This window comes from Clostridium arbusti SL206 (assembly GCF_000246895.1).
Taxonomy (GTDB): Bacteria; Bacillota; Clostridia; order Clostridiales; family Clostridiaceae; genus Clostridium_I; species Clostridium_I arbusti.
On record NZ_BAEV01000019.1, the window covers coordinates 21,851 to 47,191 of the forward strand.

The window sequence follows — 25,341 nt, forward strand, 5'->3', positions numbered from 1 at the left end:
TTCAAAACCTATCCTCTATCAACAAGAAATAATTTTAATTTTTCTACTGCTAATGTAAATAAATCATCAGGCAGAAGTTTATTTATACTCCCATCAATAACATATTTTTGATTAGTTCTCTTATGCTTACCTAAGATTGTTATAGCAGAATAGTCATTTCTTTTCCCATTTTTAATAGCAGGATCAATGTATGCAACAATCTCCATTTCATCAAAGTTAGGTAGCCTATCCCAATAGCTAATATTTTGAAATATATACTCATCTGTACTTCTTGGATTATTTTGAAGTTCCTTATGAAAAGAATTCTCTCCCATAGCTTGTTTCTTGCACATTAAATAATAATAATCCAAGTATTCATCCCATAAGATTTCTGTGCCTTTTAACATTTCCTCTTTATTTGCATAAAAAAAAGATAGAGCTGTTCTAATTCTATCTTCATCTTGTAAATTATTATATTTTGTTTCCCACTCTGCCCATAAATCATCTCTATCAGCAAAGCTTATTACTGCTGGCTTTTTAATACTTCTTACTCCTGGAATTTTAGTGTAAGCTTGCCCACTATATAGCTATTTCTGTAGCTGTTAATTTTAAACTCTTTTTACTCTTTGCTATTTCACCTAATATTTCAAACTTAATACTGCTGCATTTCAATAAATTATATTCATTAATTTGAATCCAGTCATCAAATACTTGGAGCATCTGTTTTTCATCTTTTAATAAAATAACTTTATCCTCAATAACCTTAACTCCAAAATAAACATGTCCATTATTTTGAAGTTCTGATTTAATTAATTCTATGACTCCACTATCTAATACCCTTGCTCTCACATCCTTTTTAACATCTATAACATCTAATCTTTTCTTTTCCTCTAAATGCAAATTCATAACTATATTGCTATTATCTATGGCTTCAATCTTTATTTTTTTATATTTTTCATAAAGGTAAGTTATATCTACATCTTCTGCTTTCTTATAAAAATATCTATCAGCTTTTACCTTATCATTTAAATAATAGAATACAGGATAAAATAAATTGATAATGAAATCTTCAGTACAATTCTTCATATTCCCAATGGCATTAGATATAGTTACAATTTTATAAGTATTTAATATTCCATCAGCCATAACAATATATTTGCTATCTACTTCCTTATATTGCTTATATTTTTCAGCTTTAAAAGATTTTATTTTTGCTTCATACTCATCTTCTTCCCATTGGCTCCAACAAGAATTATTTAACATTTCATCTCTAAACTTAGTTTCTTTTCTTGATTTTTTATAACATTCTGAGTCAATGTTTTTTCGTTTTTCTGTGTAATCCTTGTACATTTTTTCTATATCATCAAAACAATCATTATATTCTTTTTCAATATAATCTCCATTTATCAGCTTTTTCTGTATTAAAGCTGCTTTATTATCAAACTTTTTAGTAATGCTGTTTATTTCATTTAATAATTCGTTTTTTATTAAATTAGTGATAGAATCTAAAAGTCCAAAGGTAAGTTGGTAATGTCTTGTATCTACATTTTCTTTATTTTCTTTATACTGTAAGAACCAAGCCTTTCTACTGTATTTATCATTTATTATTTCCATATCCGACTTACTTGGAAAATATAAAGTTTTAGGAGCATCTATACTAACCATAGCATTATATAAAACTATGTATATGTCCTTTTCATTTTCATAAAATCTTTGATTAATATGTTCTCTATGCTGCTCACTTGCTTTATAAGTTGTAATCCATTCTCCACTCTCTAATTTTTCATTTTTTTCTTTTTCATATGCTTCTTTAGACTCTTTATCATCTTTAAGACTACCATATAATAGAAATTTTTTATTAACTGTATCATAGTAATCGTAGGTTTGCTGACTATTTGAATTTATACTTGCACTCTTTAAAGCAATACTGCCAATTAAGTTTCCTGAAGCTCTATAGGTTGCTAAAAATATATTTTCCTTATTATATTCCATTAATTCCTTATGACCATCATCTTTATTTAAGAAATACTTACTATCTTTAGGAACTAATACAGCACTTCTTATAATATCTGAATCTATTATGGTACAAGCATCTCCATCACTGCAATCATAACTATAGAATTCTCCTTCTTTTAGTCCATCCTCCTTCTGATCTCTAAACATTGCATAGTTCATATAAGAAATAGGATCTACTGAAATATACTGATATTTGGCTTTAGCTGTAACCTTCCCACAAGCAAGTTCTCTACACTTCTTTTCTATAAGCTTGGCTAAATTATTCTTAACAAATTTTAGGTTTATAAATTCCTCTGAGATATTGAGAAGCTCTTCACATTTATTAACTACACTATTACTAACATTTTTAACTTCCTCTTGGAACTCTTCACTTTCTTCATCATGATTCTTAATAATATTTTTAAAGAATAATCTTATGGAATCTATATTAATCTGCCATTCTTCCTTATCACTGGTTTTATCAAAGGGTTTCAATATTTTTCTATAAGTTTTGATATCTTCTTTTATTAAATCTACATAATTCTTTTTACTCAAAGCTAATGCAGTTAGCAGTTGATAATTTAATCTCCTGTAATTCTCAATATCTTCATCTTTTTTATTTATCTTTGTAACATATAATTTTTCAATTATATCTTTATATTTTTCATCTACATTAGCCAGTCTATCTTTATATGTTTCCATATTTTCATCATTTTCAGTTTTATAATATTTTGCTAACTTAACCATTGATTCATTTAAAAGCATAGTGTTATCAGTAACTTCCTGCCACTCATTCCACATATCTTTTAAATAAAATTTATCATTTTCTTTTTTGCAATATTCTGTATTTTCTTTTAAAAACACATCTAAGTATTTTAAAATATTAAACTTGGTAATCATGCCTTTTATACCAATTCCATAGCCTCTTATTATTGCAAACTCTACATCATAGCTAACATCTAATTTCTTTTCAATCTGTCTGAAAACTTTAGGAGTTGCAATAGCTCCTCCATCAAAAACATCTATATCATCATCAAAATTATAATCTACTAAATTATAATTTGTTCTATCCTTCTCTTTATCTTTTTTATCTTTAACCTTCTCCGTGAATTTCTCTACTGTTTTATAGTCCTTTATCAAATGAAATTTAGGCTGCGGTAATACAATAATATTAGGCATATCTCCTGCCATATAGCAGCTGCTAGTCCCTAAAGAAAGTCTACTTAATACATCCTTATTAATACAAATTCCTGCCTTACTTTTTTCAATCTCCTTAAATTTACCTAAAGAAATTAAATCCTCAAATTCATCAGCAAAGCTTTTAATGCCTTCACTTATAAATATGGTTTCACACTTACCCAAATCTTCTTTTTTCATTCCACCAGTAGTTGCAAACCAAGCATAATATTTTTTATCATTGAATGTTAATGCATTATCCCATTCAGCTTTTGCTTCTTCTTCGGAACTTGGTAGCATTACTTTTATAATTTTCTCTATGAATTGACCATTTTCTAATTTTTCATTTTCATAACATTCATAAGCAAAAGTAAGAAAACTTTCTGTTAAAGTTATTATATTTTCCTCTAAATTTTCAGAAGTTATTATGCCGTCTGTAATATTTTTTCTTCCGAAGCTGTAAATTTTAATTTGTTTTTGCTTCATATGTTCCCCCCATATTAATCTATATTTCGGATTTGATTATTATTATATTCCACAAAATACTTAAATTTCCTTCTATTTTACAAAAAAATAAAGCACCAGATACCTTTGTACCTAGTGTGCTAATTTTAAATTATAATAATTAGCAATTGAAAGGTAACAAGTACCTTTCAGATATTGCTAATTAACCTAACAATCTCTGTTGATACTACTAGTTAAATTTTATATAAAATTCATTTACATGTTTATGAAGGCCTATTTTACAAAAATCATTATAAATAAAAGGTGACAACATATTATACATGAATAATATGTTGTTAAAATTACTTAAAAATAGTGTTACCCGCATCCATGTCATGTACTGAAAAGCAAATGTTACAATTTGGTATATCATATTCATAAAAATATAAAGAAAAAAGGCACAACTGCCTTTTGAATTAGTATGTAAAAAATAGAAGATTGTGATTTTATTGTATATACAGAATTATAACTTTACCGTACTATAATAAGTCATAGAATCTTCCATACCAAATATTTTTTTGATCTACTATTGCAAATTTTGGGTGGATGTTTATTCTAAAAAGGCTGATTAACATTGCATTTTAAAATAATCACTCCATTTTGGAAAATGAATTGACACCTTTGTTCCATTACCATATTCAGACGAAACTGAAATATTATATCCGAGCTTTCTTGCAAGCTTTTGGCTTAAGTACAATCCAATCCCTGTAGAAGTATAAAATTTACGCCCATTATTTCCTGTAAAGCTCTTATCAAATACACGATTTATATCTTCGGCTTTAATGCCGATGCCGGAATCCTCTATGTATAATACACTTTCCTTTTCAGTTTGTTCAGCATATATTTTTATGGCACTGTTGATGGATGAATATTTGATAGCATTGTCTAAAATTTGCTTTATTATAAATCCAAGCCATTTTTCATCGGTATCAATTTCCAGGTCAAGGTTATCCATATTTAGCGAAAGATTCTTATTTGTAATACTTGAATACTCTCTAATAATACAATCGTTAATGATTGTATTAAGGTTTATACTATGTATCAAATAATCCTTTGCAAAATCATCTGACCTTAAATAGAATAATGTCATTTGAACAAAATCTTCAATCTTATTGATTTCATCCTCAATACTGTAAAGCACTTTTTCCGAAGGAGCATTCACACTGTTTTCAATAATAAGCTTAGAAGCTGCAATAGGTGTCTTGATTTCGTGAACCCACATGGTCATAAACTCAAGATTCTCAATGCTTTTTGTGTTATGTGCAACAACTTTTTCATTTGCATCTTTGTAAAGTTTTATCAAAAGATCATGGTAAATGCGTTGCTCTGCACTCATAGGTGACGTAATGGAATTTACCCAATCAATACCCTCTGAAAGCGAATTTTTTTTTAAGATACTGAAATGTTTTCTTTTCAATATAAAGTCCACTGTCAAGTAAATCGAAAAAAGAAACAAGGATACAAAAAGGACATACAATCCGTGTGATTCATTTAGTGAAGTTGATTCACCCATGTAAATAACCGCACCTGTAAACAGAGATGTTGTTAAATATAAAAGTATTAGAAACTTTTTATCCCATAAATAATCAAATAGTTTCATAGCATGTACCCCAAGTTCTTTTTGGTTTCTATATAATTTCCAAGACCAAGATCACTTAGTTTTTTCCTAAGCCTTGTAATATTTACCGTAAGCGTATTATCATCAATAAAGCTGGCATCTTTCCATAAGCTCCGTATGATTCTTTCACGGCTAACTGCATTTCCACGGTTTTTCAGTAGCAACGTAAGTATTTGGGCTTCGTTTTTTGTCAGCTCTACGCTTTTACCGTTTGCGGACGCTACCCCACTTCCGATGTTTAAGATAAGTCCATTGTGAGAGATAACATCCATTTCAGAGTTATCATATGAATAAGTCCTTCTTAATAGTCCAACTACCTTTGCCCCAAGAACATCAATAGAAAAAGGTTTGACGATATAATCATCTCCCCCCATATTGGTTGCAACAATAATATCTATATCTTCGCTTTTGGATGAGATAAACATTATTGGCACCTTTGAAAGAAGTCTGATTTTACCACACCAGTAGTATCCATCGTAAAACGGCAGAATAATATCCATTAGTACGAGATCAGGCTTAAATCCAATAAATTCGGGCATAATGTCTGACAGTTGTTTTGAAGCTTTGCAAACATATCCCGCCTTTGATAGGTTTTGCACGACAATGTCCGCTATTTTTTCATCATCTTCGACTATAAAAATTTTAAACACAACGTCACTTCTTTCTAATTTGCATTGGGGAATATGCATTTATCTTCCGAAAATATTCATTATACTTCATTGTTTACATCCTAGTATAATATAAACTTTACCACATATATTTTTGAATTAATACTTTTGTACATATTTTTCTGAATATTTCTATTTGGTTTATATCATATGCCTTTTGCCTAAGTCCAAAAACTCAGGCAAAAGTAAGCGTTATATTATTCGCTGCACCATACAATTCGTAGATAATTTTTCACAGAAATGTCATAAAAGAAACCATATATTACAATAAATATTGCTACAACTATTGATGCGTTTAGTAATGTTGGAGTTTCTTGACCAATAATGTCCATCGTACGGTTAAATACTAATAATGTAAAAAATGTGTGTGAAAGACCAGCTAAGAGTGGAAGTCCAAAAACAATTGCAAGCTGTTTTGATATCGATTCCTTGACTTCTTTCTTGTTCATTCCTGCCTTTTTTAGAATGTCATATCTCGTTATTTCCTCCTGCGCTTCAATAATCTGTTTATAATACATTATACTACCCATTGCAAGCATGAATAGAATGCCAAGAAACAAACCAATAAAAACATAAACGCCGAAAAGAGCGAAATTGGATTTGTAAAATCCAATATAACTGATGTTAGGAACTCCGGGAATATCAAAGCGCCCAGGTACAATTTTATTTAATGCATCTACGGTGCTTTCAGAATTCATAGGTTCATCAAACATAAAGCCTGTGAAACGGGCAACGTTACCATTGGTCGCTTGTTTAAGATAACTGTTATATACTTTACCGCTCACAACAATCGTAGGCTTTCCATATAGGTCTGAAATTCCAATGTATTTGTACAATGATACACCTGCAACATCATAACTACTTGTCTGGTTACCGAAATAAACATTCACTTGACTTCCTTTGAGATTTTTACAGTATTCACCAGTTGTATTGCCGTCAATAAAATAGCATTGGTTATCCTTAAGTTCTACATTAAAATCAGTTTTCAAATTGCTCATTGAGCCGATTTTAGCTTTTGTGGTTTTTATGATGGACTTATAATCGCTCTCAGAAAGAATGAATGCATTTGCAGTCATTCCATGAGTCTTCTCTGTTTGGGTAGAATAATTATTGTTCTGAACTTGTGCTTCTATCAGCCCAAATTGATTTGTTGCCGTAATCTTTACTTTACCAATTTGCTTCACAGTATCCACAATATTTGTATACTGTGTTTTGTCTATATTTTTGGCCATATATGAAAATGGTGCATAATAGGACACTGAGTCCTCTAATCCATGATACAATGAATATGTTGCGCTGGTCATTACTATTGTTGCAGTACATAGAATGGTAATCACACTAAGCATGGTTGAGTTTGCCTTAATTCGATATACAATTTGAGATGTACTGATAAAATTAGAAGTTTTATAATAAAAATGTTTGTTTCCTTTGAGCTTTACCATTGCCATAGGTATGAAATTTTTGAAAAACAACAATGTACCAACTACAATGAAAACCATCATCAAAAATGCTGGGAAGAGTAATTTGAATCCCCCTAGATTTACATTCATCTGCTGAGAGATGATGTATCCAATTGCTATCAACAAAACAGATAATAGACCTCCCCAAACAGAATACTTTGGGATTTGTTCTCCCTCCCTGCTTGCAGACAACAAGTCAATCAATTTATATCTGTAAATGATTCCGTAAGCATTGGCAGAACTAATAACAAACAATATAAAGAATGCCACGATGGGCGTAACAACAGCTCCAATTTCAATTGAAAAAGTGACTTTGGTTCCCGCAGCCATCAATTTGAACAAAATCATTGCAAAGAATCGCGAAAATAACGTTCCAAGCATTATACCACATACAGTTGCAAATATGCCAATGATAATGTTCTCGTAAAACAACATCCTGCCTATTTGACTCTTTCTCATTCCTAATAATGAATAGATGGCAATTTCTTTCTTTCGTGTCTTTAAGAAAAACTTATTTGAGTACAGAACAAAGATTGAAGAAAATATTATAACGACTATGGCAGATGCCTGTAGAACAACCCCCATTTTACTTTCGCCAGATTTGTACTTTGAAAACTGTGGGTTAAAATATATAGAGCAAAAAAGGCTGAATATAGTGACAGAAAATATGGTACTTATAAGATATATTAAATAACTACTGAACTTTTTCTTTATGTTATTGAGTGCTATGTTAAATAAGTTCACTGTTGTCACCTCCCAAAGAAGATAGCACCTTGAGTATTTTGTCAAAGAACTCTTTTCTATTTCCTGTATTAATTATTTCCATAAACAACAATCCGTCTTTTATAAAAATGATTCTTTTGCAAAAGCTTGCGTCAAACGCATCATGCGTTACGAGTAAAATGGTTGCTTTATCGCTTTCAATAAGATTTTGCATACATTGCAACAGATCTCTAGAAGATTTTGAGTCAAGTGCCCCAGTAGGCTCATCTGCAAGAATTATCTCTGGATTATTTACAATTGCTCTTGCTGCTGAAGCTCTTTGCCTTTGACCTCCAGATACTTCATAAGGATATTTGTTTAAAATCTTCTCGATGCCAAGATGAGTTGCCACGTTTTTTACAGAAGCTTCAATTTGTTCCACACTTTTTTTCGATAAAATGAGAGGAAGAGAAATATTATCTTTAAGTGTTAAAGTATCAAGTAGATTATAATCTTGAAAAATAAATCCAAGTTTACTCCTGCGGAAATCTGAGAGTGCAGGTTCTTTTATTTGACAAATATCTTGTCCTCCAATTGAAATTCGCCCCGAAGTCACCGTATCAATTGTAGCTATTACGTTCAGCAGTGTTGACTTTCCAGCACCGGAAGGTCCCATGATTCCTACAAATTCACCTTTTTCAACCTCAAAACTTACTCCGTTTAAAGCAATGGATGTGCTTCCTCCAATTTTTGAACCATATACTTTTTTAACATCTTTAACAGTTAATACTGGCATAATAAAACCTCCTAATTTGTACTTTAATCAAATTGTATAGGATATTTTGTTTTTCTGCCATCGATTGACCTTACAATAACGCCAATGTAACCTTACAATTTTGAAAGGTACACAAAAATAAATTGTTTGAATATATTAGTGGCGTTTTCTATGTAATATATTTTAAAGTTTTCAATTTTACGTGCATCATTATTACATTTGTAATTTTATATTTCTCCGTCATACTTTAACCTACTTATTTCATACTAACTCTAATCATGTCAAGTATCAATTTTATCAATAGGGAGTAATTGTAGCATCCGTGTAACCAGGGGCAAAGTAGAAATAAAAAAAGGTAGTAATGCCTTTTTTGTTGATGAACAATATAATCAGCACCACCCGTAAAACGGGTGGTTTCTCTAGCCCTATAAGGGCATGTTACTGGCAGTGCTACTCGCACACTGAACGGTTTGCCAACCGCATGCCTTCACTGGCTGCACCTAAAAAGTGCTTTATTTTTTGCCTTTATTTACTGTCTCACCTATAAACGGGTCAATATATTCTTTTAAACTCATTTGTTCACATGCTAAATCTTCTTGAATCTGGTTCCTTATATATTCTTCTATGACTTTTTTATTTTTTCCTACAGTTGTAACATAGTATCCTTTACACCAAAATTGCCTATTACCATACTTATATTTTAAATTTGCATGTCTATCAAAATCATCAGTGAACTTTTACCTTTCAGATATCCCATAAATTGAGACACACTTAATTTAGGTGGTATACTTAAAAGCATATGTATATGATCTTTACATGCATTTGCCTCCATAATTTCAACCCCTTTATGTTCACATAATTTTCTAAGTATTACTCCAATATCTGCTTTTATCTTACCATATATTATTTGTCTCCTATACTTTGGTGCAAAAACTACATGATATTTACAATTCCATTTACTATGTGCTAAACTACTATTGTCCATTTTGGACACACCTCCAATATATTTTAGTTGTGGTCGGTAAACCTACTTCTATTTTATATTGGATGTTTTATTTTTTCTACTCATAGCTAAAAGCTTTTTGGAACCACTGGTAAAACCAGTGGTATTCTAAATACAAGAATATTCCGAAATAACATATAGTTATTTGACCCCTTTTGATATAGGACATATCTTCCTACATATGCTACAATTACATATATCGAATCCTTTTTTATTATTACTATATCTAAATTTGTCTACATAAATTTAGATTAATTGTAGTTCCATCTAAAGCCTTTTGAGGGCAGCTTTCAATACATAATCTACATTCTTTTAAACATAGTTCTTCAGCTAATAAATCAGAGTTTAAGTTAAGATTAGTTAATACACCACCAAGCATAAGCATATTTCCATATGTTTTATTTATTAATAATGTGTTCTTCCCTATCCTGCCTAATCCTGCTAATACAGCAGCATGTTTCATTGATATTAATCCTCTTGCTATTTTTTACCATTACTTATTAGTTCCTCTAATCGTCGTGTTTCTTCTAATACTATGTTGTGACCTACTTCGGTTATTTTATATTCTTTTTTTCGACTATCTGTTTCATTTGCTATTGATTTAATCCACCCTTTTGATAACATTGTGTTAATAGTTCCTGCTCCTAAATTAACACGCTTCTTACTTATCTCCTTAACATACTGCATAATTCCATATCCATGCATTGGAGTATGCAAAGCCAAAAGAATATAATATACTGCTTCCGTTAATGCTCCACGTTCATTACTTTCTGGCACATTTATCACTCCTTATATACTATTATCAGTAGCCGTTATATCGACAACCGATAGTTTAGTCAATAACTTATATGAAAATTTATGTAATCTTTCCATTGAATAAGTTATAAACAAAAATCCTAATATCATTTATATAGTATATATTTACTTAACCATAACAAAAGACATCTAACTTCAATCTGTCAGATGTCCTTTATTATACTTACAAAATCTACTTTTCCTTATATAGCCTTACCACACACTCCAAATGCCGTGTGTAGGATAATAACATAAAGAATTTTTATGTTTCCCCACACAACCCTAACCTATATTTATTGTCTGAGGGAACATATTCTCATCATTCACAATCCCAGTATTTTCAATGCTTCTAAGCTTTATATATCCTTACTACGCACTCCAAATGCCCTGTCTGCGGAAACATATCCATACCCTTAACCTTCTCAACCTTATACCCACTATCTATAAGCTTTCTAAGGTCTACCATCAAGGTCTTAGGGTTACAGGAAACATATACTATTTCCTTAGCGTTAAACTTTATTACATAGTCTAAAGCTTTTGGGTGTACACCTGGTCTTGGTGGATCTAATATTATTACATCTGGTTTATCCTGAAGTTCTTGTATTACTTTAGCTACATCTCCAGCTATAAAAGTACAGTTATCTAAATTATTTAGCTCAGCATTTTCATTAGCTGCTTTTACTGCTTCTTCTATGAGCTCAATTCCAATAACTTTTTTAGCTTTTTTAGATGCTGCTATTTGACCAATGGTACCTGTTCCGCAGTATAGATCAAAAATCATCTTTGAATCAAGTTTACCTACAAAGTCCATGACTATACTATACAGCTTTTCCGCTCCTAGTGTATTAGTCTGAAAAAATGATAGTGGTGATATTTTAAATTTAAGTCCAAGAACTTTTTCAATGATATAATCTCTTCCATAGATTATATCAATTCTGTCTGCTGCTACCATGTCTGCTAAGGAATCATTAGTAGTATGCAGAATCCCAACTATTTTAGAATTTAATTCTAAATCCATCAATAATTTAACAATTTCTTCTTCATCACAAGAACCCTTTGAAGTGGTTACAAGATTAACTAATATTTCATCTGTATTTTCAGTACTTCTTATCACTAAATTTCTAAGATATCCTTCTACTTTCATTATTTTATAGTAGCTAGCATTCTTATTTCTAAAATAACTTACAATAGTATCTAAGATTATTCTAAAATCCTTAGGAATGAGAACACATTCCTGCACATTTATAATTCCAAAAGATCTGTTTTTCATGTGCATTCCCAAAGTAAGTTCTCCATCTTTTTCCATGTCTCCAAAGGTGAATTCCATTTTATTTCTATATTCAAATTCCTTAGGACTTCTTTCTATACCTTCATATTGAAACCCATCCATATTGGCATCTTTAAAGAGTTTTAAAAGTTGTATTTCCTTCAACCTTATCTGCTCTTCATAGTCAATAAATTGATGAGTACAGCCTCCACAGACTCCAAAATGGGGACATTTTGGTTCAATCTGTCCCTCAATTGTGTTAAGTACTTTTACAATCTTTGCCTCACCATATTCTTTTTTAAGTTTTTTTACATAACCTAAGATTTTCTGTCCTGGGACGGCACCTTTTATGTATATCTTCTTCTCCTTGTCATAAGCAACACCCATACCTGGAAATTCTACATCTACTATTTCAAATTCATATTCCTTGTGTCTTCTCATTTATTCTCTTCTCTCCTAGGCCATTTTACTTTGTAACTTTTAAGTGAGCTACTTTTTCTCCAAAAGTACTTGAAGATTTTGATCCGTGCATAACTGTATTGTATATTACATTGACAATTACAAAGAATATAATAAACATTCCCTCTCTATTCTCTATATAAAATCCAAAAGCTCGCATAATAGCATCAATTATAAATAGTGCTACAACAGATATTCCTAAGGAAATTGCCTGATCTATTATTATACTTACAAATGAATTTTTGCAATTTACAGTTTTTACTTTATGCTGAGCTTTAGCTTCTTCATTTCCCTTTACTGCACTTTCTTCTAAAGGTTTTATCTCTGAAGTATTGTCCTTTTTAATTTCATTGCCTTTATTACCATTTTGTTCTGACATATATTCAATCCTCCTGATTAATTAAATATTATAAGTTCAATTTAGGCATATTCAAATAAATAACTAGTCAGTATGCTAATCTATTTTGAATCCTACTACGTCAACAGAACCCTCAGATAGCTCACTATCCTCAGAACCCGTTTCCTTGTAGACTTCAAAATATACGTCGCATCTTTGACTTACTATTTATTTTCATATGCCTTAACTATTTATATAAATGTCTACTGAATAAACCTCTAAAAACTTTACTTCAGCAGGCATCCATGAAATAAAATACAACTTATATAAATAAGTATAACATTATTATGCAATAGTATCCCTTATATGTAAATACATATTTATTAAACATAGTGTAACTTTATACTTGATATTATTAATGTTTTTGACTATAATGTGTTAGAATTAATATATTACACAATCTTTATTTAATACTTATTTACAAAATAATTTACATTTTATTTCTATTATATACATAGTTTCAAGATATATTATAATAGTATTAATTTAACCTGACTAACTTGGTGTAAGTCTCCCACGCACTCTGTGAAAGCGATTCACACAAAATCAAAAAGAAGATTTTGGTTCTCTGCTTTTCTTCAAGTGGGAGTCCAACGCCAAGTAAGCCATGCATTTGCAGTTCTAAAATTCAGATGGGGTAAAAGAATCCCCACCTTAATTAAGAACTTGCTTCAATTACAATTTATTTTTACAGGGGGTTCTAACACCAATGCACATAAACAATAACTTTAAAGAAAAAGTGAAACCATTTTTAATTAACAATCTAGATATCATTTATTTTATAATTATATTATCCATAAAGTCGTTTAATTTTAATAAATCAATTTCTCCTACATATTTTAGCTATATATATGTAAGTGCGGCTATAATATCTTCTGTAGTAATCCTTGGAAGTATTGCTTTAATTTTTAAAAATAATACTAGGACAAGGCTTCTATACATATTTAATATAGTTATAAGTGTAATTATAATTATAGATACTGTATATTACAGATATTTTAAAGATGTAATGTCCCTTGGAGTTGTAAGAAATGGATTCCTTTTAGGGGGTGTAGGTGCCAGTGTAAAAGAGCTTATACATGCCACTGACTTCTTATACCTTTTAGATATTTTTATATTAATTCCACTCCTAAGATTGTATAAGAAAGTTGATAGGCCAAAACTAAGCTTTATTAAGAGATTTGCTATATTTATAATAATATTTGCTATTTCCACCTCTGTAAATGCAAAAAAAATATATGATTTATCTGTAGAGCAGCCAAGACTTATTTCCACAATGTTTAATAGAATTTACTTAACTCAATTACTTGGAACTATAGATTTTCATGTATTGGATACTTATAATGTGGTTTCAACAAGTTTATCCAACATGAAAAAATTACCTGCTGAAAGACAAAATGAAATAAAAACTTATTTAGAAAAGAAAAATGCCTCTACAGGGGCAGAGAAATTTACAGGTGATGGCAAAGGTAAAAATCTAATAGTAATTCAAGTTGAAGCTCTACAGCAATTTGTAATAAATCAAAAAATTAATGGTCAAGAAATTACACCAAATTTAAATAGGTGGATAAATAAAAGTATGTATTTTGATAATTATTTTTACCAAGTAGCGGCTGGAAATACCTCCGACGCAGAGTTCTTATCAAATAATTCTCTTTATCCTGCTGCCTCTGGAGCTGCTTATTATATGTATTCAAGTGATTCATTCAGTTCTCTTGCTAAGGAAATGGATGATAAAAACTATTATACTGCTGCATTACATGGTTATAAAGAAGGTTTTTGGAATAGAAATGTAATGTATAAAGCTGAAAAGTTTGATGATTTCTACGGTGAAAGAACTTACAATATAAATGAGAATGTTGGTCTTGGTTTAAGCGATAAATCTTTCCTTAATCAAACCTTTGATAAGCTAAAAACTTTTTCTCAACCTTATTTTGCCTTTACCATAACTCTAAGCAGTCATTATCCTTATGATGATGTAGCTGGTTATGCAAAAGGTACTGCTGGAGAATTCAATTCAGGTAAATATGAGAATACACTCTTTGGAAATTATCTTAAAGGCATACATTATACAGATCAACAACTGGGAATGTTTTTAGATAAATTAGAATCTTCTGGTATGATGAACAATAGCATAGTAATGCTTTATGGGGATCATTACGCTATTCCTAAAAATGAAATGCCTTCACTATATGACTTTAAAGGTATCCAAAACCCAACGGACTTGGATTGGTATGAGCTTCAAAAAGTACCTATGTTCATACATTTTCCTGGTGATTCAAACAAGAGTGTAAATCATTTATATACAGGACAAATAGATTTATTTCCTACTATAGCTAATTTATATAACCTTCCAAACAAGTATATGCTTGGAAAGGATATGCTTAATAGTACTTCAGGAGATGTAAAGTTTAGAAATGGCTCCTTTACAGATGGAAATAACTTTTATGTATCTTGGACAAATACTTATTATAATACTAAAACTAAAAAAGTTATTCCCTCTACTCCAGCTTTAGAGGCCCAAAAGAATACTACGCTTACAGAGCTTCAGTATTCAGATGATATTTTAAATCATAATCTTTTAAAGAAGTTTATGCAGGAAGACAGCGAGAGTAAATCCAGCAAATAAAAACTAACCTTTAGACACATGTTTTTTTATTACAAAACTTTAAAATAATTATTATGAATTATCAATAGACATTAAGAAAAATTATGGAATACAATAATTTTCTTAATGTCTATTTTTTATTTGTACTAGTATATTATTTATTTGAACATGCCTAAATTGTCATTCATTGATTATAAGAACTTATTATTGTATATATTTCTTTTCATTTTCTATAATTATGATAAAATAATATATTGTATACTAAAATATTAAAATTTAGTACTTTTTAATATTTTTTATATTTATACATACTCGATTTCTTCAACAGAAAGGATGACATAATAATGATGTATTTTTTACAAATCCATATTAATTCAATGGCACTACTCCCTAAATCCATATCCTCTCAAACGACTCCAAGTATATTGCTACTATTATGCATATTCGGCTTTATTGCGGCAGCTGTAGATTCTATTGCTGGTGGTGGAGGTTTAATCAGTCTTCCTGCGTTCTTACTTGCTGGTCTTCCAGCTAGATTGGCTCTAGGTACAAATAAGTTTTGTTCAACTTCTGGAACTTTGATGAGCTCTTTTGAATATTATAAAAATGGCAAAATGAACTTTAAGCTGTTAAAATATTTATTTCCCTTTACTCTAATTGGTGCTGTAATTGGTGTTTTCACCGTTCTAAATATAAATGAAGACTTTATGCAAGCTTTAGTGCTTATCTTAATTTTATTCGTAGGAATATTTAGTATTTTTTCAAAATCACAAGGACTTATAAATAATTTTAATGGACTAACTAGAAAAAATATTATTTTAGGAATTTTATTAGCCTTTTCCATAGGTTTTTATGATGGTTTCTTAGGCCCAGGAACTGGTTCCTTTCTTATTTTCGGACTTATTAGTATATTTGGATTTGATTACATTAATGCCAGTGGAAATAGTAAGTTTCTAAATCTCATAAGTAATATAACTGCACTTATTCTATTTGCAATACATGGACAAGTAAATTATATTTTGGCAATTCCTGTAGCAATTTGTATGCTTTTCGGTGCAAAATTAGGTACAAAGCTTGCTTTACTTAAAGGTGCTAAAATCATAAAACCTGTATTTATAACTATGTCCCTAGCTGTAGCTGTAAAAATGTTAGTTTCAATAATATCTTAGTAAGCTTCAGTATTCCTACATTCATTAGAAAATCAAAGGAGTGGTGTCGCAATACATATATATGCATTGTGAGACCACTCCTTTTAAATTTAAAACTTACATATCAATAAATCCTTACTTAGTGTAAGTTCCTTTTCTATTCTTATAATCTATCTTTCAAATATAGCACCTTTATCAGCAGAAGAAACTCCTTTAGCATATCTCTTTAGATAACCAGAAACTTTTTTCTCTTTAGTTTTAGGCACTCTCTTTTTAAGTTCTTCTTCATCTACTAAAAGATTTAATGTTTTCTTATCCATATCAATTTCTATGATATCGCCTTCTTGAACATAAGCTATAGGTCCACCTAGTGCAGCTTCTGGTGATACGTGACCAATAGATGCTCCTCTTGTAGCACCGGAGAATCTTCCATCAGTTATAAGAGCTACAGTTTTGTCCATTCCCATACCAGCAAGTAAAGATGTAGGAGAAAGCATTTCTCTCATACCAGGTCCACCCTTTGGTCCTTCAAATCTTATGACAACTACATCACCGTGATTTATTTCTCCACCAAGTATAGCTTTTGAAACCTCTTCTTCACTATCATATACTCTAGCAGGTCCCTTGTGTTGAAGCATCTCTGGTGCAACAGCTGCCTTCTTTACTACAGCGCCATCTGGAGCTAGACTTCCCTTTAATACTACAAGTCCACCTGTAGGGCTATAAGGATGATCATATCTTATTACATCATTATTTCTTACTTTGGCATTTTTTACATTTTCATAAACAGTTTTACCTGTAACAGTTAAACAGTCTCTGTTTATCAATTCTTTATCTACTAAGGAATTGATAAGTGCAGGTATTCCTCCAGCAAAATGGAAATCTTCAATATGATGATGTCCTGCTGGACTTAATTTACAAAAGTCTGGTGTTCTAGCACTTATTTCATTTACTCTATCAAAATCAATAGATATTCCAACTTCATTAGCTATAGCAGGTAAATGAAGAAGTGAATTTGTAGAACATCCAAGAGCCATATCTGCTGTAATAGCATTCATAAATGCATCTTCTGTAAGTATTTTTGATGGTGTTATATCTTCTTTTATAAGATCTACTATCTTCATTCCTGATTTTTTAGCAAGTCTCATTCTTTCAGAATATACTGCTGGTATTGTACCATTATAAGGAAGTGCAAGTCCAAGTACCTCTGAAAGACAGTTCATTGAATTAGCAGTATACATGCCTGAACATGATCCGCAAGTTGGGCACGCTGTATCTTCAAGCTCTCCAAGTTCTTCTTCAGTCATCTTTCCAGCTTTTACAGCTCCTACTGCTTCAAAAACACCACTTAAATCTGTAGGTTTTCCACAGGTATTTCCTGCAAGCATTGGGCCACCACTTATAACTATTGCTGGAATATCAAGTCTTGCTGCTGCCATCATCATTCCTGGTACTACTTTATCACAGTTAGGTACAAGAACTATACCATCAAAGGCATGAGCACTTGCAACTATTTCTATGCTATCTGCAATAAGCTGCCTTGAAGGTAATGAATAACTCATTCCCGTATGATTCATTGATATGCCATCACAAACTCCTATTGTTCCAAAAGTTACTGGAACACCTCCAGCCATTCTTACTCCATCTTTTACTGCCTGAACAACTTTATCTAAGTTCATATGTCCTGGTATTATTTCACTATATGAACTTGCAATACCAATAAGGGGTTTATTCATTTCCTCATCTATAAAGCCTAGTGCTTTAAAAAGTGATCTATGTGGAGCTTTTTCCAATCCTTTTCTAGCTGCATCCGATCTCATATAATTTTCCTCCTCTATATTTGTTCAAGAACTAGTTTTCCCATTTCTGTAGTTCCTACTTTTTCAGTTCCTTCAACATATATGTCTGCTGTTCTATATCCTGCATTCAATACTTTTTCTACTGCTGCTTCTATATCTCTTGCAGCCTCTGACATATTAAGCGAATATTCCAGAAGCATTGCAGCTGAAAGAATTTGAGCAAGAGGATTTGCTATATCCATTCCAGCTATATCTGGAGCTGATCCATGGATAGGTTCGTACATTCCAAAGCTGTCTTCTCTTATACTTGAAGATGCAAGCATTCCTATAGAACCAGTTATCATTGATGCTTCATCTGATAATATATCACCAAATATGTTGTTTGTTAATATTACATCAAATTGAGATGGCTTTCTAACAAGCTGCATAGCAGTATTATCAACATATAAATGATTTAATTCCACTTCTGGATATTCTTTTGCTACTTCGTTAACAGTTTTTCTCCATAATCTTGATGCATCAAGTACATTGGCTTTATCCACTGAAGTAACTTTCTTTCTTCTTTTCATAGCAGATTTGAAAGCAGAATGTGCTATTCTCTTAACTTCATCTACATTATATTTTTCTGTATCATAAGCTGTTTCTACTCCGTTTACCTCTTCAGTTCCTCTGTCACCAAAATATATACCGCCTATAAGTTCTCTAACTACTAATAGATCAACGCCTTCATCTATTATTTCATCTTTTAAAGGAGATGCAGATTTTAATACATTATAAACTTTTGCCGGTCTTAGATTCGCATATAATCCAAGTGCACCACGTAATCCAAGAAGAGCTCTCTCTGGTCTTTTAGAGCCTTCAAGATTATCCCATTTAGGTCCTCCTACTGCTCCTAAAAGCACAGCTTCACTGCTTTTACATTCATCTATTGTTTCCTGAGGAAGTGGATTGCCATAGGCATCTATAGCATCGCCACCTGCTTTGACTTCTACAAAATTAAATTTTGTATCATACTTTTCTCCAACCTTTGTCATTACCTTTACGGCTTCTCTTATAATATCTGGACCTATACCATCACCAGGTATAACTGCAATCTTAAATTCTTTCATCTATAATCAGTCTCCTTATACTACATATTTCCTTTAGTCTTATATTTAGAATAAATCTGGATTAAATTATTTAAAACTTCCCTTTTTAACGCAATTTATTAATCCTTCATTTTCCATAATATCTATAATAAATTGAGGATAAGCTTGAGCTTTGTACTCTTTACCTAAAGTAATATTCTTTATTACACCTGCTTTGAAATCAACTTCAAGTTCATGACCATCTTTTGCATCATTAACAGCTTCATCACATTCAAGTATTGGAAAACCTATATTTATAGAATTCCTATAGAATATTCTTGCAAAGCTTTTAGCTATAACGCAAGATACTCCCGCTGCCTTTAGAGCTATAGGTGCATGTTCTCTTGAAGAACCACAGCCAAAATTTTTGTCTGCAACTACAATATCACCTTTGTTTAATCTTTCTAAGAAATTTACATCTAAATCTTCCATACAGTGACTTGCAAGTTCTTTTGGATCTGATGAATTCAAATATCTTGCAGGAATTATGACGTCTGTATCAACATTATCTCCATATCTTAAAACTTTACCCTTTGCTTTCATTATAATACCTCCTCTGGTGAAACAATTTTTCCTGCTAATGCAGATGCTGCTGCTATTGCTGGACTAGCTAAATATACTTCGCTTTCAGGATGTCCCATTCTACCTACAAAATTTCTATTTGTTGTTGATATAGCTCTTTCTCCCTTAGCTAGTATTCCCATATATCCTCCAAGGCATGGTCCACAAGTAGGAGTACTAAATACCGCTCCAGCTTCAATAAATATTTTTGCAAGCCCTTCTTCTAGTGCTTGAAGATATATATTTTGAGTTCCTGGAAGTATTATAACTCTCATTCCCTTTTTAACCTTTTTGCCCTTTAAAATCTCTGCTGCAATTCTTAAATCCTCTATTCTTCCATTAGTGCAAGAACCTATAACTGCTTGGTCTATTTTTACTTCTCCCACTTCGTCTATAGTTCTTGTATTATCAGGTAAATGAGGGAAAGAAACTGTTGATTTTACTTCACTTAAATCTATTTCAATAACTTGTGAATATTCTGCATCTTCATCAGCTTCAAATACTTTCCATTCTCTATCTGTTCTACCAGTTACATACTCTATAGCTTTTTCATCTACTGGGAATATTCCATTTTTAGCTCCTGCTTCAATAGCCATGTTTGCTATAGTGAATCTTCCATCCATCGTTATCTCTTTTACACCTTCACCAACAAATTCCATTGATTTATAAAGTGCACCATCCACACCTATCATTCCAATTATGTGAAGAATAAGATCTTTACCACTTACCCATTTATTAAACTTACCCTTTAAAACAAATTTAATTGCTTCTGGCACTTTAAACCATGCTTTTCCTGTAGCCATCCCTACAGCCATATCTGTACTACCGCCTCCTGTAGAGAAAGCTCCTAGTGCTCCATAGGTACAGGTATGTGAATCTGCCCCTATAATTATATCTCCAGGAATTGTAAGACCTTTTTCAGGTAGAAGTGCATGTTCAATTCCCATTTCTCCTACTTCAAAATAGTTTACTATTTCCATTTCTTTCGCAAATTCTCTCACCATTTTACAATGTTCAGCAGATTTAATATCTTTATTTGGAGTAAAATGATCTGGTACTAATGCTATTTTATTTTTATCAAAGACTTTATCAAGTCCTAATTTTCTAAATTCCTTAATAGCCACAGGACCAGTAATGTCGTTACCTAAAACTAGATCTAAATCAGCGTTTACTAATTGTCCTGCCTCAACATAATCTAGACCTGCATGTGCTGCTATTATCTTTTGAGTCATTGTCATGCCCTTTTTCATACTTATTTTCCTCCTTAGGTTTAAAACTATATTTTAAAAAAATAATTTGCATTAATTATCTTTCATAGAAAATAGACTACATATCATTATAACCTGTTCTCTTATATAATTAAAATAGATATTAATTATGTCTATCATAACTATAGGTTATAGTTATACCACAGTGATCAAAATAGTATCAATACATCTTAGTTAGTGTTACTTTCACTGGGTTTATATTACTTATAGATTTATATATTATACGGGATATAAATTGAATATTCAGTCTATTTTGATCCGTTTGAACTATTATACTTCTAACATATGAACTTATTTTTATTTTATAGATTAGAAAACCAAGTCTAATCTATAAAATAAACTTGGTTTTCTAATCTATTATGTTTTTTACTTAGTTATCAATAAATTTCTTGCATAGATTGAGTTTGCACTCTCACTAAATTTAGATGAATTAATAAATTTCATAGATATTATACTAATTTTTCTTTATCGCTCCAAGACATCATTTTTCTAAGTTCAGCACCAACTGTTTCTAATTGTTGATCTTTATCCATTCTCTTTCTAGCATTGAAATATGGTCTTCCAATTTGATTTTCTAAAAGCCAATTTCTTGCAAATACACCTTGTTGAATGTCTTTTAGTATGCCTTTCATAGCTTTCTTAGTATCAGCTGTTATTACTTTTTCACCAGCAGTATAATCACCATACTCTGCAGTATCACTGATAGAGTATCTCATTAAGTTAAGACCGCCTTGGTTTATTAAGTCTACAATTAATTTCATTTCATGGCAACATTCAAAATATGCCATTTCTGGTTGATAACCAGCTTCAACTAATGTTTCGAAACCAGCTCTTATAAGTGCACTTACTCCTCCACACAATACTGCTTGCTCTCCGAAAAGATCTGTTTCAGTTTCTTCTTTGAATGAAGTTTCAATAACTCCAGCTCTTGCTCCACCAATTCCAAGTGCATATGCAAGTGCTACATCTTTAGCTTTTCCAGTTGCGTCTTGATGAATTCCGATAAGACATGGAACACCTTTTCCTTCTAAGAACTGACTTCTTACTGTATGACCAGGTCCCTTTGGAGCTATTAAGAATACATCCACGTTTTTAGGTGGTACTATTTGACCGAAGTGAATAGCAAATCCATGTGCAAATACTAATGCTTTTCCTTCAGTTAGATTTGGTTCGATTGATTCTTTATAAAGTTTACCTTGTTTTTCATCGTTTATAAGAATCATTATTATGTCTGCAACCTTTGCTGCTTCTTCTGATGTAGTAACTTTTAATCCAGCTGCTTCAGCCTTTTCCCAAGATTTGCTGCCTTTATAAAGTCCAACTATAACATCAACTCCACTTTCATGTAAGTTAAGTGCATGAGCGTGTCCTTGACTACCATAACCTATTACGGCAACCTTTTTTCCCTTTAAGAATCCTAAATTACAATCTTGTTCATAATAAACTTTTGCCATTATAAATGCCCCCTAATTTTATTTTAAAAATTTTAAAAATTTTTGTAAGCAACTTTTATTCTACTACATTTATTGAAAAATTAAAAATATTTTAATTTGTTTTTATTATAAAAAATTTGTTTTCTAACAAATTTTTTATGTTTTTAACAAATTTTATGTAACTTTGTTTGTTGATCATTATCAGCTAACGACTTCTAAAATCCAGTAAGAGTGAACACTTCCAACTGAATCTAAAAATTAGTTTACCAACTTTTCCAAAATCGTAACACCAAAATTTCAAATTGTCAACCTGCACAAATATATTTTTTAAAATATCAATATTTATAAAATATTCTATTATATTTTTAATAAAGCATATGAAAAATTAAACAAATGCAAATTCTTAGAAAATATCATTGACATATTTTTATGATGATAGTATATTAATACATAAATATTAGTTTTGAAAAACCTTGAAAGGGAACAGTAAGTATAAGAGATGTCCTAAAGAGAGCAGAGGGAGCTGAAAATCTGCGGATAATTGTGTACTGAATCTCACCCTGGAGTTGCAGACTGAATTAAGTAAGTTGTGCCGGCGTGTAGCCGTTATATATAAATCAAGTAATAAATTGGGTGGTACCGCGAAACAGTCTCCTCGCCCCAGGTAGGATGACTGTTTTTTTATTTTTCATTAAAAGCTATGACAGGGACTAGTATACACAATAATATCCTAAAGAGAGCGGGACCAGCTGAAAACCCGTGGATAATTATATGTTGAAAATCACCCTAGAGCTGCAGGCTGAAATCAGTAAGCTGTGCCGGTCTATTGATCGTTATCTTTACAAGAAAAATTTTGGGTGGTACCGCGAATAGACACACGCCCCAGGGCTCTGTGTCTATTTTTTTATATTTTTTATTAAGGGGGATTTAAATTGAAATTATCAGGTGCGAAAGTACTATTAGAATGCTTAAAGGAGCAAGGCGTTGACGTTGTTTTTGGTTATCCAGGTGGGGCCGTGCTGCCAATATATGATGCTTTATACAATGAGAAGGAAATAAAGCACATACTAACTGCCCACGAACAAGGTGCAACTCATGCTGCAGATGGTTATTCAAGAGCAACTGGAAAAGTTGGTGTTGTAATAGCAACCTCTGGACCTGGTGCTACTAATACAGTTACAGGAATTGCTACTGCCTTTGGAGATTCTATACCACTAGTTGTTATTACTGGTCAAGTTGGTAAAGCCTATCTAGGCAAATCTTCTTTTCAGGAAGTTGATATAACTAGTATAACCAAGGCAATAACTAAGGAAAATTACATTGTTCAGGACCCTGAAAGTCTTTCTGATACTGTAAGAAGAGCCTTTAGAGTTGCTTCAACCGGTCGTCCTGGTCCTGTACTTATAGATATTCCAAAAGATATACAAAATACTATCATTGATTACTATAAGCCAACTGAAACTGCAAAAGATATTTTGCCTGAATCAGGAGATTTATCTGAAGCAATTTATTTAATAAAAGAAGCAAAGAAACCTGTTATTTTCGCCGGTGGTGGAGTTATAAGTTCCAATGCATCAAAAGAATTATATAATTTTGCAAAGAAAATAAATTGTCCTGTATCCTGTTCACTTATGGGGCTTGGTGGTTTTCCTAGTAATGATGAATTATTTCTTGGCATGGTAGGTATGCACGGTACTTATACTTCTAACTATGCATTTTCCAATTGTGATCTTCTTATTGCCATTGGCTCACGTTTTAGTGACAGAGTCACAGGAAAAGTTAGTTCCTTTGTACCAAATGCAAAAATAATTCATATAGACATCGATGCTTCTGAGTTCAGCAAAAACTTACCTGAAGATGTTTCTATAAGGGGCGATGTTAAAAATGTACTTACAGATTTAATAGAATCTTTAGATAATAAATGTGAATCTCAGTGGCTAAAACAAATTAATACTTGGAGAACAGCTCATCCACTTATGTATAAAGAAAATACCAGTGTAAATCCACAGATTTTATTGGATAAACTTCATAAACTTACAGACGGAAACTGCATCGTTACAACAGAAGTTGGTCAAAACCAAATGTGGACTGCACAGTTTTTCAACTTCTTATATCCAAGAACATTCATTACCTCTGGTGGACTTGGAACAATGGGTTTTGGACTTGGTGCTGCAATAGGCGCCTGTATTGGAAGCAATAATAAAAAAGTAATAAATGTAGCTGGTGATGGTAGTTTTAGAATGAATTGTAACGAACTAGCAACTCTAGCAAAATACAAACTTCCAATAGTTCAGTTAGTTTTAAATAATCATGTACTTGGTATGGTATATCAATGGCAAGATATGTTTTACAATAGAAATTTTTCACAAACTGTGTTTGATTCTAACCTAGATTTTTGTAAACTTGGAGCTGCTTATGGAATAAAATCTTTTAAAATATCTTCTAATGATGAAATAGATGAAGTTCTAAAATCTGCTCTTTCCTTAAATGAACCTGTAATAATTGATTGTGAGATACTTAGAGAGGAAAAAGTATTACCTATAGTTCCTCCTGGTTCCGCAAATACAGATCTTATTGAATTTGAAGATTAAAAAAAGTG

The 25,341-nt window shown here is 31.4% G+C and carries 18 protein-coding genes, 1 pseudogene and 2 other annotated features; of the genes and pseudogenes, 3 read left to right on the plus strand and 16 right to left on the minus strand.

Going from position 1 to position 25,341, the window contains the following annotated elements; translation table 11 throughout:
* Nucleotides 1-8 precede the first annotated feature (8 nt).
* From RH99_RS19660 to RH99_RS05525, 11 genes and pseudogenes are all read right to left on the minus strand, one after another.
* The gene (locus RH99_RS19660; protein WP_243441453.1) at nucleotides 9-386 is read right to left on the minus strand and encodes a hypothetical protein; all 378 of its coding nucleotides are present in this window, start codon (nucleotides 384-386) and stop codon (nucleotides 9-11) included.
* A gap of 172 nt (nucleotides 387-558) precedes the next feature.
* Nucleotides 559-3,636, minus strand: a complete 3,078-nt coding sequence (locus RH99_RS05480) for a hypothetical protein (protein WP_010235052.1) — start codon at nucleotides 3,634-3,636, stop codon at nucleotides 559-561.
* A gap of 586 nt (nucleotides 3,637-4,222) precedes the next feature.
* Nucleotides 4,223-4,990 (minus strand): sensor histidine kinase, encoded by a 768-nt coding sequence (locus tag RH99_RS05485; protein ID WP_243441454.1) that lies wholly within the window; start codon nucleotides 4,988-4,990, stop codon nucleotides 4,223-4,225.
* A 260-nt stretch (nucleotides 4,991-5,250) separates the two neighbouring features.
* Nucleotides 5,251-5,922 (minus strand): response regulator transcription factor, encoded by a 672-nt coding sequence (locus RH99_RS05490; RefSeq protein ID WP_026038409.1) that lies wholly within the window; start codon nucleotides 5,920-5,922, stop codon nucleotides 5,251-5,253.
* Between the two features lie 215 nt (nucleotides 5,923-6,137).
* A complete protein-coding gene (locus RH99_RS05495; protein WP_010235059.1) occupies nucleotides 6,138-8,144 on the minus strand; it encodes an FtsX-like permease family protein in 2,007 nt (668 codons plus the stop codon).
* Entirely contained in the window at nucleotides 8,131-8,898 is a 768-nt protein-coding gene (locus RH99_RS05500) for an ABC transporter ATP-binding protein (RefSeq protein ID WP_010235061.1), read from the minus strand. Before RH99_RS05500 ends, RH99_RS05495 begins: the two co-directional genes overlap by 14 nt.
* A 491-nt stretch (nucleotides 8,899-9,389) precedes the next feature.
* Nucleotides 9,390-9,862 (minus strand): annotated as a pseudogene (gene tnpA, locus RH99_RS05505) (IS200/IS605 family transposase).
* Nucleotides 9,863-10,106: 244 nt separating this feature from the next.
* Nucleotides 10,107-10,343, minus strand: coding sequence for a hypothetical protein (locus RH99_RS05510; protein ID WP_010235065.1), 237 nt, complete (start codon nucleotides 10,341-10,343; stop codon nucleotides 10,107-10,109).
* A gap of 17 nt (nucleotides 10,344-10,360) precedes the next feature.
* The gene (locus tag RH99_RS05515) at nucleotides 10,361-10,657 is read right to left on the minus strand and encodes a PadR family transcriptional regulator (RefSeq protein WP_010235067.1); all 297 of its coding nucleotides are present in this window, start codon (nucleotides 10,655-10,657) and stop codon (nucleotides 10,361-10,363) included.
* Nucleotides 10,658-11,024: 367 nt separating this feature from the next.
* On the minus strand, nucleotides 11,025-12,383 hold the full coding sequence (gene rlmD, locus RH99_RS05520) for a 23S rRNA (uracil(1939)-C(5))-methyltransferase RlmD (RefSeq protein WP_010235069.1): 1,359 nt from the start codon (nucleotides 12,381-12,383) through the stop codon (nucleotides 11,025-11,027).
* A 25-nt stretch (nucleotides 12,384-12,408) separates the two neighbouring features.
* Complete coding sequence (locus RH99_RS05525; protein ID WP_010235071.1) at nucleotides 12,409-12,780, minus strand: RDD family protein; 372 nt, start codon at nucleotides 12,778-12,780, stop codon at nucleotides 12,409-12,411.
* Between the two features lie 727 nt (nucleotides 12,781-13,507).
* On the opposite strand from RH99_RS05525, the gene RH99_RS05535 reads away from it, so the two are divergent.
* Nucleotides 13,508-15,427: an LTA synthase family protein gene (locus RH99_RS05535; protein WP_010235076.1), complete on the plus strand. Its 1,920-nt coding sequence runs from the start codon at nucleotides 13,508-13,510 to the stop codon at nucleotides 15,425-15,427.
* 356 nt (nucleotides 15,428-15,783) lie between these two features.
* The gene (locus RH99_RS05540) at nucleotides 15,784-16,575 is read left to right on the plus strand and encodes a sulfite exporter TauE/SafE family protein (RefSeq protein WP_050993329.1); all 792 of its coding nucleotides are present in this window, start codon (nucleotides 15,784-15,786) and stop codon (nucleotides 16,573-16,575) included.
* Between the two features lie 149 nt (nucleotides 16,576-16,724).
* Here the strand turns inward: RH99_RS05540 and ilvD are convergent, their stop codons facing one another.
* From ilvD to ilvC, 5 genes are all read right to left on the minus strand, one after another.
* Nucleotides 16,725-18,374, minus strand: a complete 1,650-nt coding sequence (gene ilvD / locus RH99_RS05545; RefSeq protein ID WP_010235080.1) for a dihydroxy-acid dehydratase — start codon at nucleotides 18,372-18,374, stop codon at nucleotides 16,725-16,727.
* Between the two features lie 14 nt (nucleotides 18,375-18,388).
* The gene (gene leuB, locus RH99_RS05550) at nucleotides 18,389-19,462 is read right to left on the minus strand and encodes a 3-isopropylmalate dehydrogenase (protein WP_010235083.1); all 1,074 of its coding nucleotides are present in this window, start codon (nucleotides 19,460-19,462) and stop codon (nucleotides 18,389-18,391) included.
* Nucleotides 19,463-19,528: 66 nt separating this feature from the next.
* Entirely contained in the window at nucleotides 19,529-20,023 is a 495-nt protein-coding gene (gene leuD, locus RH99_RS05555; RefSeq protein WP_010235086.1) for a 3-isopropylmalate dehydratase small subunit, read from the minus strand.
* Complete coding sequence (gene leuC, locus RH99_RS05560) at nucleotides 20,023-21,291, minus strand: 3-isopropylmalate dehydratase large subunit (protein WP_026038412.1); 1,269 nt, start codon at nucleotides 21,289-21,291, stop codon at nucleotides 20,023-20,025. The genes leuD and leuC overlap by 1 nt, the downstream gene beginning before the upstream one ends.
* A 467-nt stretch (nucleotides 21,292-21,758) precedes the next feature.
* Nucleotides 21,759-22,763, minus strand: coding sequence for a ketol-acid reductoisomerase (gene ilvC, locus RH99_RS05565; RefSeq protein WP_010235090.1), 1,005 nt, complete (start codon nucleotides 22,761-22,763; stop codon nucleotides 21,759-21,761).
* A 443-nt stretch (nucleotides 22,764-23,206) separates the two neighbouring features.
* Nucleotides 23,207-23,408 (plus strand) — a binding site (T-box leader).
* A 25-nt stretch (nucleotides 23,409-23,433) separates the two neighbouring features.
* Nucleotides 23,434-23,630: a binding site (T-box leader), on the plus strand.
* A gap of 44 nt (nucleotides 23,631-23,674) precedes the next feature.
* On the opposite strand from ilvC, the gene ilvB reads away from it, so the two are divergent.
* Nucleotides 23,675-25,333, plus strand: a complete 1,659-nt coding sequence (ilvB, locus tag RH99_RS05570) for a biosynthetic-type acetolactate synthase large subunit (protein WP_010235092.1) — start codon at nucleotides 23,675-23,677, stop codon at nucleotides 25,331-25,333.
* Nucleotides 25,334-25,341: the final 8 nt, after the last annotated feature.